Below are 14,103 nucleotides of genomic sequence, written 5' to 3'. Positions count from 1 at the left end.
GTAATCAGCAAGAATGCTTAACACGTAACATTATGTAATTAAAGGAAGAATAAATTGTTAGTCGATCAACGGTCAGGGGCGCGCAAGATCGTACGCGCCAAAGCAGTCGTGGTGATGGATGGGATGCCGCCGCAGCAGGGGCGCACACTCGACCTTTGCGCCACCGGTCTGTCGCTCACGTTCGACCACAAGCTGGCGGTCGGCCACACGGGGCAGGTGACGTTCGAGCTGTTTTTGGACGGCAAGGGCCAGCTAGTCAGCTCCCGCGCCAAGGTCACGTACTGCATCTTCAGTGGCGATCACTTCAAGATCGGCTACCAGTTCGTCAACCCGGACGCCGCCACCACCAGCATCGTCAACAAGTTCATCCGCTAAGTTCCTCCGTTAGGCCGGCCCGACATACCGGGCGCGCGGCCTGATCGGCCGGTTGGCTTGCGCCTGCTCCAACGCATGCGCCAGCCAGCCGACGCATCTCCCCAACGTAAACAAGATCAACGGCGCGTCGTCCGGCAGGCCGCACGTCGCCGCCAGCAGCGGCAGCGCGAAATCGACCGTGGGCAGCTCGCCCGCCTGCGCCTCGGCCTCGGCGGCCAGCGCCGCGTGGGGTTGTGTTTTCGGCAGCATTTCCAGCAGGGCGCGGGCGCGCGGGTCGCCTTCCGGATACAGCGGGTGGCCGAAGCCGGGCAGCGGCCTCCCGCCGGCCAGCCATTGCGCGACGGCGTCGCGCGCGCCGGTCTGCCTGGCCAGCGCGAGCAGGCGGGCGAATTGCGCCGAGGCGCCGCCGTGCAGCGGACCGCTGAGCGTGGCGAGTCCGGCCAGCACGCCGGCCGCCAGCGAGGCGCCGGTTGAGACGGCGACGCGGGCGGCGAAGGTGGAGGCGTTCAGTTCGTGGTCGGCCATCAGCACCAGCGCGCGGCGGATCAGGTCTTCCTGGTTCGGGCGGCCCCAGGCGTGGGCCAGGCGGGCGCTGATGGTCAGGCCGGCGGCGCCGTCCGGCGGCGGGCCGGCGACCGTTTCGGTCAGTGTGGCCAGGATGGTGGCGGCGTCGGCGCGCAGTTCGTCCGCCGGTCGGGCCAGCGAGGGCGCATCGCTGGCGGCCAGCGTCGCCAGGCTGGACAGGCAGGCGCCGAGGAAGCTGGTTGGTGCGGCGGCGGCTGGCGGAGCATCGTGCCTGGCGGGCAGGGCGGCGCGGATCCGCGACGCGTCGCATTCCCATAACAGCGCGGCGACTTCCTCCAGCGTCGCCGACGCGGCCAGCACGGCGGCGTCCTGCCCGCGATACAGCAGCCTGCCGTCGGCCGTGGTCGAGATCGACGACGGCAGCACCGGGTCGCCCCACTGCATGGCTTGTGCGGACACGGCGTCGATCTTGCGGCGGCCGTTGGCGCGCCTTGCCATGCGCAGCACGTCGTCGCGGTGGTAGAGGCTGCGGCGCGGATCGGCGTCGTCGGCCTTGGCGCGGATCTTGCCCCGGCTGACGTTGGCGTACAGCGTTTGCGGGCGGACATTCAAGATGGTTAGGGCTTCGGCGGCCGTCATCCAGACCATTTGCGCTTCCTATGTTGACACTTCAAGTCAAGATTGACGTTGCGGCCTTGCGGGGCCTAAGCTGGTTTTCGTGGGGCGCGGGATCTGTTACGCGCCGCCGGCGGAGCTTGGCCGATTACGGCGTGCCGCCTCTCAAGGCCTACCGGCAGGTAGGCCGTGCCATCGACGTGCCCCCGGGGCGGATTGGCGGGCATTGCCCGCTAATCCGCCCTACGTGGATACGTGGATCCTTGGTTGTGGGGAGTTTTCAGGAGTTTTTATGTCTGTCTCTCGTCATATGTTGCAAGCCGTTTCGTCGGAGCTGGATTTGCCCGGCGGCGTTGTTGACGCCGTCCGTTTCGATGGCGCCGGTGCGCTGCCATCGTACTACGCCGTGACCGATCTGGCCGCGGCGTCGGTCGGCGCGGCGGGATTGGCGTTGCGCCAATTGATCGTCGCGCTTGGTGGCGATGCGGCGCCGGTGCGGGTCGACCGCCGCTTGGCGTCGCTGTGGTTCGGTTGGTCGATCCACCCGATCGGCTGGGAACGCCCGCCGCTGTGGGACGCCGTGGCCGGCGATTACGCCACCGCCGACGGCTGGATACGCCTGCACACCAACGCCGTCCATCACCGCGACGCCGCGCTGGCGGTGCTCGGTTGCGCAGTGGACCGCGAGGCCGTCGCGCGCGCCGTCGCCGGATGGCGCGGCGAGGAGTTGGAGGCTGCGGTGGTCGGCAACGGTGGCTGCGCGGCGATGATGCGCTCGGCGGCCGCGTGGGCGGCGCATCCGCAGGGCGTCGCCGTCGCCGCCGAGCCGCTGATCGCGGTGGAGGCGCGGCCGCTCGAAGGCGCCGGCGCTGGCCAGGGCTGGCCCCGCGCCGCCACCGCCGCGCGTCCGCTGGCGGGGTTGAAGGTGCTCGATTTGACACGGGTGCTGGCCGGGCCGGTCGCCACGCGCTTTCTGGCCGGCTATGGCGCCGACGTGCTGCGTATCGATCCGCCAAGCTGGAACGAGCCCGGCGCGATTCCCGAGGTGACGCTGGGCAAGCGCTGCGCGCGGCTGGATTTGCGTCAGGCGGCCGACCGCGCCGTCTTCGAGGATTTGCTGGCGCGGGCCGACGTGCTGGTGCACGGCTACCGTCCCGCCGCGCTGGAGCGGCTGGGCTACGGCGAGCAATTCCGCCGGGCGCTGAATCCCGGCTTGATCGATGTGGCGCTGGACGCCTATGGCTGGACGGGGCCGCTGGCCGACAGGCGCGGCTTCGATAGTCTGGTGCAGATGAGTTGCGGCATCGCCGAGCACGGGATGCGGATGCGGGGCGCCGGCAAGCCGGTGCCGTTGCCGGTGCAGGCGCTCGATCACGCCACCGGGTATTTGATGGCGGCGGCGGTGGTGCGGGGGGGGTTGTTCCGGGTTGCCGACGGCCGCTCGATGCGGGCGCGCTTGTCGCTGGCGCGCACCGCCGGGTTGTTGGCCGGATTCGCGCCCGAGGCCGGCGCGCAGCCGCTGGCCGCCGCCGGCGAGGCTGATCTGTCGCCGGTCATCGAGCATACCGAGTGGGGGGCGGCGCGGCGATTGTTGCCGCCGGTGCTCGTTGGCGGAGCGGCGATGGCTTGGGACCGGCCGGCGGCTTCGCTCGGTTCGTCGCCGGCGGGGTTTTGAGGGGTATGCGTGTGTTGGCGGCGGCTCGTCGATGGCGGATTACGGCGTTCCGCCTAATCCGCCCTACGTGTTTTCGTGGCTTTTTTTGCTCTGTGGTTGCGTGGCCCGGGGCGGGGATAGGCGGGTAAATCCCGTTCTGTTCGCCGTATCGACATTTCCGGCTATATTGCATACTATGTAATCATCCAGGCAGGAACTCATCATGGCGACCCCTATCAATTCCGCGACCAGCACCGCCAGCACGGCGGTCTCCAACGATATCTATAAACGCGTCGAGCAGACCATGACGTCGCAAAACAGCGCGGCGACCAAACTCAACGCCTCGCTCACGCGCGACCAGACCAAGCTGTCCGGATTGGGCCAGCTGCAAAGCGCGCTGGCCAACTTCCAGTCGCTGGCGGCCGGCCTGACCGGCGGCGGCTTGACCACCAGCGCCGCCAGCTCCGCCAAGACCGTGCTGACGGCAAGCTCCACCGGCGCGGCCAAGGCCGGCACCTACGCCATCGATGTCAAGCAGCTGGCGCAGGGCCAGTTCCTGACCAGCGAGGAATTCACCTCGGCCACCACAAAGATCGGCAGCGGCGCCACGACGACGGTGAAGATCGACTTCGGCACCGCCGGCGGCGAGAAGGGCTTTGTCGCCAACGGTACGACCGCCAGCAAAACCGTCACCATCGACAGCACCAACAACACGCTCGAAGGCATGGCTGCGGCGTTCAAGGCGGCCGGCGTGGACGTCAAGGTGGTCAAGGGTGACGACGGTAAGTTTTCATTGGGGATCGCCGGCGAGAGCGGCGCGGCCAACAGCATGCGCATCAGCGTCAGCGGCGACGCCGCGCTGAAAAGCCTGCTGGCCTACGATCCTGACGGCGCCCAAAAGCTCAAGCAAACGACGGCGGCGCAAAACGCCATCCTGACCGTGGACGGCAAGGAGCTCACCAGCGCGACCAATACGCTGGCCAAGGACCAGGGCATCGCGGGCGCCACGCTGACCTTGACCGGCACCGGCAAGTCCGACGTGACGATCAAGCAGGATTCCAGCCAGATCGGCGCCAACCTGAAGTCGTTCGTGGCCGCCTACAACGACTTGAACAAGAAGCTGCAGGCGCTGCAAAAGGGCGACCTGAAGGGCGACACCGCGCTCGGACAGGTGGTCAGCCAGATGAGCATGCTGTTGAAGACGGGCGGCGGCAGCGTCTCGGTCCCGGCCCTGGGCGCGGCCGGCGTCAGCCAGGATGCCAAGGGCAATATGGTGATCGACGACAAAAAGCTGCAGGCGGCGCTGACGGCCGATTCGTCCGCCGTGGCCAAGTTGTTCACCAACGACGGCAAGGGCATCGCCGACCTGATGTCGGCCAAGGCGTCGGCGTTCACGTCCTCGACCAGCGTGATCAGCAAGGAAACCAAGCAAATGAACACGGAAATCGCCAGCCTGAACGGCAAGCGCACGGTGCTGACCAAGGCGCTGACGGCGCAGGCCAACGCGCTGGTGGCGCTGTACACGGCGCAGGCGCAGACCGGCGCCGGCAGCGCGCTCAACGGTTCCGGCGGCGGCACCGGCACCTTGTTCGATATGCTGGGCTAAACCCGCACGGCCGGGCAGGGGACTCGGCGTCCCCGTCGTACCCCACGGGGTACGACCCCATCGCACGCGGCGGCGGATTGCCCGGGAGCCTGCGGGTTTGATTTTATAACGAACTCCTTGCGTGGAAACGGTGGATGCCCGATCATCACGGGTTGTGTATGAATCCACTTTTCGGAGGTGCTATGGCAGGGAAGTTCGTTGGCGCGGCGCTGGTCGCCGCAGGGTTGATGGCCGCCGTGGGGCAGGTAGCCGCCCAGGCGCCGGAGGAAAAAGTCCTCAACATCTATAACTGGTCCGATTACATCGCGGAAGACACGGTTAAAAACTTCGAAAAAGAAACGGGCATCAAGGTCCGTTATGATGTTTTCGACAACAACGAGATTCTCAATTCCAAACTGGTGGCCGGCAAGTCTGGGTACGACGTCGTCGTGCCGACCGCGCCGTGGGCGCGCCTGCAGATCGAGGGCAAGCTGCTGCGCAAGCTGGACAAGTCCAAGCTGCCGAACCTGAAGAACCTCGATCCGGCCATCCAGGCCAAGCTGGCCAGCATCGATCCGGCCAACGAATATCTGGTCGACTGGCTGTGGGGCTATACCACGGTCGGCATCAACGTCAACAAGGTCAAGGCGGCGCTGGGCAGCCTGCCGATGCCGGACAACGCCTGGGACCTGCTGTTCAAGCCGGAATACGTGTCGAAGCTCAAATCGTGCGGCGTGTCGTTCCTCGACTCGCCGTCCGAGGTGTTGCCGGCCGCGTTGATGTACCTGGGCAAACCGGCGTACTCGAAAAACGCCGGCGACTACGCCGAGGCCGGCAAGCTGCTGGCGGCGATCCGCCCCAGCGTTACGCTGTTCAGCTCGTCGGGCTATATCAACGACCTGGCCAACGGGGCGGTGTGCGTCTCGCTGGGCTGGTCCGGCGACATCAACATCGCCCGCCAGCGCGCCGTCGACGCCAAGAACGGCAATGTGATCGAAGCGCTGATCCCGAAGACGCCGGCGGCGCTGATGTTCGATACGATGGCGATCCCGGCCGACGCGCCGCATCCGAACAACGCGCATTTGTGGATCAATTACATACTGCGGCCGGAGGTGCACGCCAGCCTGACCAACAAGGTGTTTTACGCCAACCCGAACGCGGCCAGCCTGAAGTTCGTGCGCAAGGATATCGCTACCAACAAGACCATCTTCCTGTCCGAGGCCGACAAGCAGCGCATGGCCGCGCCGGAAGCGGTGCCGGCCGACATCCGTCGCGTTATCACCCGGACCTACACCAAGTTCAAAACCGGACGATAGGGTGTAAGCAGGGACCGTTGGCGGAGCGTGGCGGATTACGCTGCGCTAATCCGCCCTACGTGTCTCAACGGCATCGCGGCGTTTCTTGGCCACGGAGACACGTAGGGCGGATTAGGCGGCACGCCGTAATCCGCCAGGCGCCGCCGCTATCGCAACCGGCACGCCCGTAAACGAGCATCGGCGCCGATGGCGCCGAGCGGGCTTCAATGAAGCGGCATGCTATTCGTGATAGCGGTCGGTCAGTTTCTGTTTGCTGCCTGCGGTTTCCTGCACTATTTCGTAGGCAACAAGGGCGATCATTCCTCCGAAGATGCCCATGGTGAGCAAGGTAAACATCGTATCCCTCCTCTGGTTGGTACGATTAAACTTTAGCAGATCGTTGCCGATTTACAAGCTCGACAACAACGCCGCCGTCGTTATTTCACCACCAGGTCGGCCGCCATCACCGCCTTCAGATACACGCTCATCGGATTGCCCGGGTCGCGCTGCGAGAACCACCAGGCGCTGGCCTTGCGGATGTCCCATTCGAGGTCGTCCCCCGTCAGCAGCAACGACGCCACCTGGCCCAACGTGGGCTGATGCCCCACCACCAGCACCGAATCCTTGCCGCCGGGCCAGTTGGCCGCCTTCAGGATGTCGGCCGGATCGGCGCCCGGCGCCAGGTCGGTGTGGATTTTGAACTTGCGCCCCAGCGCGTCGACCGTCTGCAAGGTGCGCACCGCCGGGCTGGAGAGGATGCGGCAGCTGTCGGGCAACTGGGAAGCTAGCCATTGCCCCATGCGCCGCGCCTGCTTGACGCCCTTGGTCGTCAGCGCCCGTTCCAGATCGGACATGCCGGCGGCCGCGTCCTCGGCCTCGGCATGCCGCCATAAAATGAGATCCATGCTTTTCTCCCGACTATCATTAGAAAAAGATCCCAGTGGCGTGCCTTCCGGCCCGCCTTAGCCCTCGCCGAGCGCCGCGCCGGGCGTGCCCAGCGACTCCATCAGATATTGCTGGGCGCCGAAGGGCAGCTGCTTGCCGCGCGCCCGGCGGCGCTGGTAATGGCCGTCCGCCTCGAGCTCCCACGCGTTCAGGTTGTCCTTCAGGTACGGATTCAAGCCCTCCGACAGCACGCGCCGCTTGAGCGCCTTGTCCAGCACCGGGAACGCCACCTCGATGCGGCGGAACAGGTTGCGGCTCATCCAGTCCGCGCTGGCCAGCATCACGTCGTGCGCCAGATCGTTGCGGAAGTAATAGATGCGGCTGTGCTCGAGGAAGCGGCCGACGATCGAGCGCACCCGGATGTTCTCGGACAAGCCCGGCACGCCCGGCTTCAAGGTGCAGGCGCCGCGCACGATCAAATCGATCTTGACGCCGTCCTTGGACGCTGCGTACAGCGCGCGGATCACCGATTCGTCGACCAGCGCATTGATTTTAACAATAATACGTCCCGGCCGGCCGGCGCGCGCGATACGCGCCTCGTTGCGGATGCATTTGATGATCTCGTTCTGCAGCGCGAACGGCGCCAGCCACAAGTGCGTGAGCCGGTGCGGCTTGGTCAGGCTGGTCAGGTGGATGAACACCTCGTTGACCTCCTGGCTGATGCCGTGGTGGCAGGTCAGCAGGCCGAAGTCGGTGTAGAACTTGGTGGTCGTCGGATGGTAGTTGCCGGTGCCCAGGTGGGCGTAAAAGCGCAGCTTGTTGTCCTCGCGGCGTATCACCAGCGCCAGTTTGGCGTGGGTTTTCAGGCCGACCACGCCGTACACCACCTGCGCGCCGGCCTGCTCGAGCTTGTCGGCCCAGTTGATGTTGGCCTCCTCGTCGAAGCGCGCCTTGAGCTCGACGATGACGGTCACTTCCTTGCCCATGCGCGCGGCCGTGATCAAGGACTCCATCAAGTCCGAGTTCATGCCGGTGCGGTAAATGGTTTGCTTGATCGCCACCACGGCCGGGTCGAGCGCGGCGCTGCGGATGAAGTCGATCACCGTCTGGAACGACTGGAACGGGTGGTGCAGCAGGATGTCGTTCTTGCGCAGCGCGGCGAAGATGTCCGGGCTGCCGGGCTTTTGCGCGATGCCGGGGAAGAACGGCGGGAAGCGCAGCGCCGGATTGTCGACGTGGTCCATGATTTCGGTCAGGCGCACCAGGTTGACCGGGCCGTTGACCGCGTAAAGACGGCTCTGATGCAGGCCGAACTGGTCGAGCAGGAATTGCGACAGTTCCGGCGGGCAGTTCTTGGCCACCTCCAGCCGCACCGAGGTGCCGAACTGGCGGCCTTGCAACTCGCCCTTGAGCGCCTGGCGCAGGTTTTTGACCTCGTCCTCGTCGACCCACAGGTCGCTGTCGCGGGTGACGCGGAATTGCGAATAGGCGATCACCTCGCGTCCGGCGAACAGGTCGGAGATGTGCGCGTGGATGATCGACGACAACAGGCAGAACGACACGCCGCCGCTGTCGGACAGTTCGTCGGGCAGGCGGATCACGCGCGGCAGCACGCGCGGCGCCTTGACGATGGCGATCGCCGTGCCGCGGCCGAAGGCGTCCTTGCCGTTGAGCGAGACGATGAAATTGAGACTTTTATTGACCACCTGCGGGAACGGGTGGGCCGGGTCCAGGCCGATCGGCGTCAGCAGCGGGCGCACCTCGGTGTCGAAGTATTCCTTGACCCACGCGCGCTGGGCGTCGTTGCGCTCGTTGTGGCGCACCAGGTGGACGCCGTTGGCGGCCAGTTCGGGCAGCACCTCCTGGTTGAGGATTTCATATTGGTGCTCGACCAATATGTGGCATTCCTCGCAGATGCGCGACAGGGTGGCGACCAGGGCGGGGTGGTTGGCCAGCGAGCCGTCGACGCTGCCGGCGGCCAGCAGGCTGGCCACGCGCACCTCGAAGAACTCGTCCAGGTTGCTGCTGGCGATGCACAGGTAACGCAGGCGCTCCAATAAAGGGATGCTCTTGTCTTCGGCTTGCGCCAGCACCCGCCGGTTGAACATCAGTTGCGACAGTTCCCGGTCCAGAAACGCAGAGTTCTTATTTACTTCAGCATGCAAGTCAGGCTTCATGTCTTTTTAATCACTTTGCAGATGGTGTAATTCTAGCCTGTATTGACAGAACAATGATTGCAACAGTGTAAAGATCAAATATGACAACTCTGTGACAAAGGCTGTCATAAATGATTGTGACAGCGGCGCCGATTATGACAAGGGCGTGTAACAAACGCGGGTTTGTTCATGACATGTTAGCCGTTTTCATAGGGGGAGCGGGGCGAGAAACATGGACGGATGGATATTTTCGAGATTTTTTTGGCATGTCATAAACCTGTCATATTGGGCCGGTAGACTGCGCAGCATCCTAACCTGTCATAACAAAGGACTTGAAATGCGAATCAAACAATTGATCTCTTCCCTGGTAGTGGGCGTGTCTGCCGTCATGGCATTCTCGTCGGCCGCCAGCGCCGCCGATATGACCGGCGCCGGCGCCACCTTCCCGTACCCGATCTACGCCAAGTGGGCCGAGCAGTACAAAGCCTCCACCGGCAACGGCCTGAACTATCAGTCCGTCGGTTCCGGCGCCGGCATCAAGCAGATCAAAGCCAAGACCGTCGACTTCGGCGCGTCCGACATGCCGCTCAAGGCGGAAGACCTGGACGCCGAAGGCCTGATGCAGTTCCCGGCCATCATGGGCGGCGTGGTCACCATCGTCAACCTCGACGGCGTGACCCCGGGCCAGCTGAAAATGACCGGCCAGATCGTCGGCGACATCTACCTGGGCAAGATCACCAAATGGAACGCGCCGGAAATCGCCGCCGTCAACCCGGGCGTGAAGCTGCCGGCCGAAGACATCACCGTGGTGCACCGCGCCGACGGTTCGGGCACCTCGTTCCTGTTCACCGATTTCCTGTCGAAAACCAATGCTGAGTTCAAGACCAAGATCGGTTCCGGCACCGCCGTCAAGTGGGTGGTGGGCGTGGGCGGCAAGGGCAACGAAGGCGTCGCCGCCAACGTGCAGCGCATCAAGGGTTCGATCGGCTACGTCGAGTGGGCCTACGCCAAGAAGAACAAGATGTCGCACACCCAGCTGAAGAACAAGGACGGCAACTTCATGCAGCCTGACGACGAGTTCTTCAAGGCCGCCGCCGCCAACGCCGAGTGGACCAAGACCCCCGGCTTCGGCGTCGTGCTGACCGACCAGGCCGGTAAAAACTCGTGGCCGATCACCGGCGTGTCGTTCATCCTGATGCACAAGGTGCAGGCCGACGCCGCCAAAGGCAAGGAAGTCATCAAGTTCTTCGACTGGGCCTTCAAGAACGGCGGCAATTCGGCTGTCGAACTGGACTACGTCCCGCTGCCAGCCTCGGTGATCAAACTGGTGCAGGATTCGTGGAAAGCCAACCTGAAAGACGCTTCGGGCAAGGCCATCTACTAATCCCCAACCTCCCTTCGCCGCCGGCACCCTGCGGCGGCGAGGGGGTTAGCCTGCGGCGCCCATCCGGGAGCCGCAGGCTAGCCTACATCACGAGACTACAATATGAGCGCTGATATCACTTCCACGCCACTTCCAAAACCGGAGCAGTCGATGCACACCAGCACAGCACAGGCGACCGCTGCCGAGCAAGCTGCCATGCAAGCGATGCACCGCACCATGCGCAACCAGCGCATCCAGGATTTCTTCTTCCACAAGACCACGATGTTGTTCGCGCTGTCCGTGCTGGCGGTGCTGCTGGGCATCATCATCTCGCTGATGGTCGGCGCCTGGCCGGCCTTCAAGGAGTTCGGCCCGGCCTTCATCACCACCGTCGAATGGGACCCGGTCAACGACAAATACGGCGCGCTGATCGCCATCGTCGGCACCCTGGCCACGTCCGGCATCGCGCTGCTGATCGCCTTCCCGGTCAGCTTCGGCATCGCCTTGTTCCTCACCGAAATCTGCCCGGCCGCGCTGCGCCGCCCGCTGGGCACCGCCGTCGAGCTGCTGGCCGGCGTGCCGTCGATCATCTACGGCATGTGGGGCCTGTTCGTGTTCGCGCCGCTGTTCGGCGACCACGTGCAGCCGCTGCTCAAAGCCGTGCTGGGGCCGTTGCCCATCATCGGCCCGTTCTTCAGCGGTCCGACCATGGGCATCGGCATCCTGACCGCCGCGCTGATCCTGGCCGTGATGATCATCCCGTTCATCTCGTCGGTGATGCGCGACGTGTTCGAGATCGTGCCGTCCGTGCTGAAGGAATCGGCATACGGCCTCGGCTGCACCCGCTGGGAAGTGGTGCGCAAGATCGTGCTGCCTTACACCAAGACCGGCGTCGTCGGCGGCGTCATGCTCGGCCTGGGCCGCGCGCTGGGCGAGACGATGGCCGTCACCTTCGTCATCGGCAACGCCAACAAGCTGTCGTTCTCCTTGTTCGCCGCCGGTAACTCGATCGCCTCGACCCTGGCCAACGAGTTCGCCGAGTCCGACACCGTGCTGCACACGTCGTCGCTGTTCGCGCTGGCGCTGATCCTGTTCGTCATCACCTTTATCGTTCTGTCCGCCGCCAAACTGATGTTGGCCGGCATGTCCCGCAAGGAAGGCGTCAAATGAACCAAGCCGTCATCAACACCGCCGCCGGCACCGCCGCGCCGGTCAACAAGGTCTACCGCAAGCGTTTGCTGCAGCACCGGGTCGGCATCGCGCTGTCGGTGCTGGCCATGTCGGTCGGGCTGGCCGTGCTGGCCTGGATCCTGATCACGCTGATCATCAAGGGCTTCGGTGCGCTGAGCGTCAACATGTTCACCGAAACCACGCCGGCCCCCGGCAGCGAAGGCGGTGGCCTGGCCAACGCCATCTTCGGCAGCTTGATGATCGTCGGCCTGTCGACCTTGCTGGCCACGCCGATCGGCATCCTGGCCGGCATCTATCTGGCCGAGTACGGCGAGGAGAACAAGATCGCCGCGATCACCCGTTTCGTCACCGACATCATGCTGTCGGCGCCGTCGATCGTCATCGGCATGTTCGTCTGGGCCATGTACGTGGCCACCACCAAGCACTATTCCGGTTACGCCGGCTCGGTGGCGCTGGCGCTGATCGCCGTCCCGGTGGTGGTGCGCACCACCGACAACATGCTGCGCCTGGTGCCGAACAGCCTGCTCGAAGCGGCCTTCGCGCTCGGCGCGCCGCGCTGGAAGGTGGCCATGCTGGTGCGCCTGCGCGCCGTCAAGGCCGGCGTCATCACCGGCGTGCTGCTGGCCGTGGCCCGCATCTCCGGCGAAACCGCGCCGCTGCTGTTCACCGCGCTGAACAACCAGTTCTTCAGCAAGGACATGAACGGCCCGATGGCCAACCTGCCGGTGGTGATCTACGGCTTCGCGATGAGCCCTTACGACAACTGGCGCGAACTGGCCTGGGGCGGCGCGCTGCTGGTGACCTTTAGCGTCCTGGCGCTGAATATCGTCTCGCGCACCCTGTTCAGCCAGAAAATCCCGAACTAATCCTCGACCACTAGAAAAGCGATCGATAATGAATACGCAACTGAGCCCAGAGAACACCGCAGTCATGACCGGCAACAAACGCAAGACCATCGAAATCAGCGGCCTGAATTTCTTCTACGGTAAGACCCAGAGCCTGACCAACGTCAACCTCGACATCCACGAGCGCCAGGTGACGGCCTTCATCGGCCCGTCCGGCTGCGGCAAGTCGACCCTGCTGCGCACCCTGAACCGCATGTACGACCTGTACCCGGGCCAGCGCGCCGAAGGCTCGATCATGTACCGCGGCCGCAACATCCTGGAAGAGGGCCAGGACGTCAACATGCTGCGCGCCAAGGTCGGCATGGTGTTCCAGAAGCCGACGCCGTTCCCGATGTCGATCTACGACAACATCGCCTTCGGCGTGCGCCTGTATGAAGACCTGTCGAAGGGCGAGATGGACGAGCGCGTCGAATGGGCGCTGAAGAAGGCCGCGCTGTGGGGCGAGGTCAAGGACAAGCTGACCAAGAGCGGCCTGTCGCTGTCGGGCGGCCAGCAACAGCGCCTGTGCATCGCGCGCGGCGTGGCCGTCAAACCGGACGTGCTGCTGCTCGACGAGCCGACCTCGGCGCTGGACCCGATCTCGACCTCGAAGGTCGAGGAGCTGATCAGCGAACTGAAGCAGGACTACACGATCGCCATCGTCACCCACAACATGCAACAAGCCGCGCGTTGCTCGGACTACACCGCCTATATGTACCTGGGCGAGCTGGTGGAATTCGGCGAGACCGATCAGATCTTCATGAACCCGGCCCGCAAGGAAACCCAGGACTACATCACCGGCCGTTTCGGCTGATTGCATTTATAATATCAACCGGATACGGAGAAGAACATGATCGGTGAGCACTCATCCAAACAGTACGACAATGAATTAGAAGCCATCCGCTCCAAGGTGTTGCTGATGGGCGGCATCGTCGAGACGCAATTCCTCGACGCGATGACCTGCTTCCGCATCGGCAACCCCGAGCGCGCCGACCGCGTGATGCGCGAGGACGACACCGTCAACCAGCTGGAAGTGTCGCTCGACGACGCCTGCAGCCACCTGATCGTGCGCCGCCAGCCGGCCGCCAACGACCTGCGCACCATCATGGCGACGATCAAGGTCATCACCGACCTCGAGCGCATCGGCGACGAGGCCACCAAGATCGCCCGCACCGCCAAAGCGCTCCACGCGCGCGGCGCGGTCACCGTCAACCATTACGAAATGGTGCGCGGCATCGCCAACAACACCAGCGACATGCTGCACGACGCGCTCGACGCGTTCGCGCGCAACGATGGCAAGCAGGCCTTGCAACTGATCGCCCAGGACGCCGTGATCGACCACGAGTTCCGCTCGATCATGCGCAACCTGATCACTTTCATGATGGAAGATCCGCGCACCATCTCTGCCGCGCTCGATACGCTGTGGGTCGCCAAGGCGATCGAGCGCATCGGCGACCACGCCAAGAACATCGCCGAATACGTCATCTACGTCGTTGAAGGCAAGGATATCCGCCACACCAAGACCACGCCGCCGATTCCCGACGACGTCTCCGCGCAAACCGAGTAAAAAAAAGA

Annotated in this window: 12 protein-coding genes; 9 read left to right on the top strand and 3 right to left on the bottom strand. The window is 64.4% G+C overall.

The annotated features are described in order from the left end of the window. Window positions 1-54 precede the first annotated feature (54 nt). Window positions 55-375 (top strand): PilZ domain-containing protein, encoded by a 321-nt coding sequence (locus tag JOD97_RS14820; protein ID WP_209719024.1) that lies wholly within the window; start codon window positions 55-57, stop codon window positions 373-375. Between the two features lie 9 nt (window positions 376-384). Here JOD97_RS14820 and JOD97_RS14815 read toward each other — a convergent pair whose 3' ends face one another. Further along, window positions 385-1,548 carry a citrate synthase family protein gene (locus tag JOD97_RS14815; RefSeq protein ID WP_209719021.1) on the bottom strand — a complete coding sequence of 388 codons (1,164 nt, stop codon included), beginning with the start codon at window positions 1,546-1,548 and terminating at the stop codon, window positions 385-387. Window positions 1,549-1,807: 259 nt separating this feature from the next. Here JOD97_RS14815 and JOD97_RS14810 point away from each other — a divergent pair, with 259 nt between their 5' ends. From JOD97_RS14810 to JOD97_RS14800, 3 genes are all read left to right on the top strand, one after another. Then, window positions 1,808-3,190, top strand: coding sequence for a CoA transferase (locus tag JOD97_RS14810; RefSeq protein WP_373999863.1), 1,383 nt, complete (start codon window positions 1,808-1,810; stop codon window positions 3,188-3,190). Window positions 3,191-3,392: 202 nt separating this feature from the next. Further along, entirely contained in the window at window positions 3,393-4,775 is a 1,383-nt protein-coding gene (gene fliD / locus JOD97_RS14805; protein WP_209719018.1) for a flagellar filament capping protein FliD, read from the top strand. Between the two features lie 182 nt (window positions 4,776-4,957). Further along, window positions 4,958-6,070 carry a polyamine ABC transporter substrate-binding protein gene (locus JOD97_RS14800; RefSeq protein ID WP_209719015.1) on the top strand — a complete coding sequence of 371 codons (1,113 nt, stop codon included), beginning with the start codon at window positions 4,958-4,960 and terminating at the stop codon, window positions 6,068-6,070. Window positions 6,071-6,486: 416 nt separating this feature from the next. On the opposite strand, the gene sixA is transcribed toward JOD97_RS14800, so the two are convergent. Both sixA and ppk1 read right to left on the bottom strand, forming a co-directional pair. After that, complete coding sequence (sixA, locus tag JOD97_RS14795) at window positions 6,487-6,954, bottom strand: phosphohistidine phosphatase SixA (RefSeq protein ID WP_209719012.1); 468 nt, start codon at window positions 6,952-6,954, stop codon at window positions 6,487-6,489. A gap of 57 nt (window positions 6,955-7,011) precedes the next feature. Next, window positions 7,012-9,111 (bottom strand): polyphosphate kinase 1, encoded by a 2,100-nt coding sequence (ppk1, locus tag JOD97_RS14790; RefSeq protein ID WP_209719009.1) that lies wholly within the window; start codon window positions 9,109-9,111, stop codon window positions 7,012-7,014. 316 nt (window positions 9,112-9,427) lie between these two features. Between ppk1 and pstS the strand changes: the two genes are divergently transcribed. The 5 genes from pstS (at window position 9,428) to phoU (ending at window position 14,095) form a co-directional block, all read left to right on the top strand. Beyond that, a complete protein-coding gene (gene pstS, locus JOD97_RS14785) occupies window positions 9,428-10,474 on the top strand; it encodes a phosphate ABC transporter substrate-binding protein PstS (protein ID WP_209719006.1) in 1,047 nt (348 codons plus the stop codon). Between the two features lie 150 nt (window positions 10,475-10,624). Then, a complete protein-coding gene (pstC, locus tag JOD97_RS14780; protein ID WP_209719002.1) occupies window positions 10,625-11,623 on the top strand; it encodes a phosphate ABC transporter permease subunit PstC in 999 nt (332 codons plus the stop codon). Then, window positions 11,620-12,510 carry a phosphate ABC transporter permease PstA gene (gene pstA, locus JOD97_RS14775; protein WP_209718999.1) on the top strand — a complete coding sequence of 297 codons (891 nt, stop codon included), beginning with the start codon at window positions 11,620-11,622 and terminating at the stop codon, window positions 12,508-12,510. The genes pstC and pstA overlap by 4 nt, the downstream gene beginning before the upstream one ends. A 28-nt stretch (window positions 12,511-12,538) precedes the next feature. Then, complete coding sequence (pstB, locus tag JOD97_RS14770; RefSeq protein WP_209718996.1) at window positions 12,539-13,342, top strand: phosphate ABC transporter ATP-binding protein PstB; 804 nt, start codon at window positions 12,539-12,541, stop codon at window positions 13,340-13,342. A 36-nt stretch (window positions 13,343-13,378) separates the two neighbouring features. Then, window positions 13,379-14,095: a phosphate signaling complex protein PhoU gene (gene phoU, locus JOD97_RS14765; RefSeq protein WP_209718993.1), complete on the top strand. Its 717-nt coding sequence runs from the start codon at window positions 13,379-13,381 to the stop codon at window positions 14,093-14,095. Window positions 14,096-14,103: the final 8 nt, after the last annotated feature.

This window comes from Duganella sp. 1411 (assembly GCF_017833525.1).
Classification (GTDB): domain Bacteria; phylum Pseudomonadota; class Gammaproteobacteria; order Burkholderiales; family Burkholderiaceae_D; genus Rugamonas.
This window is presented reverse-complemented; position numbering and strand designations above follow the sequence as displayed.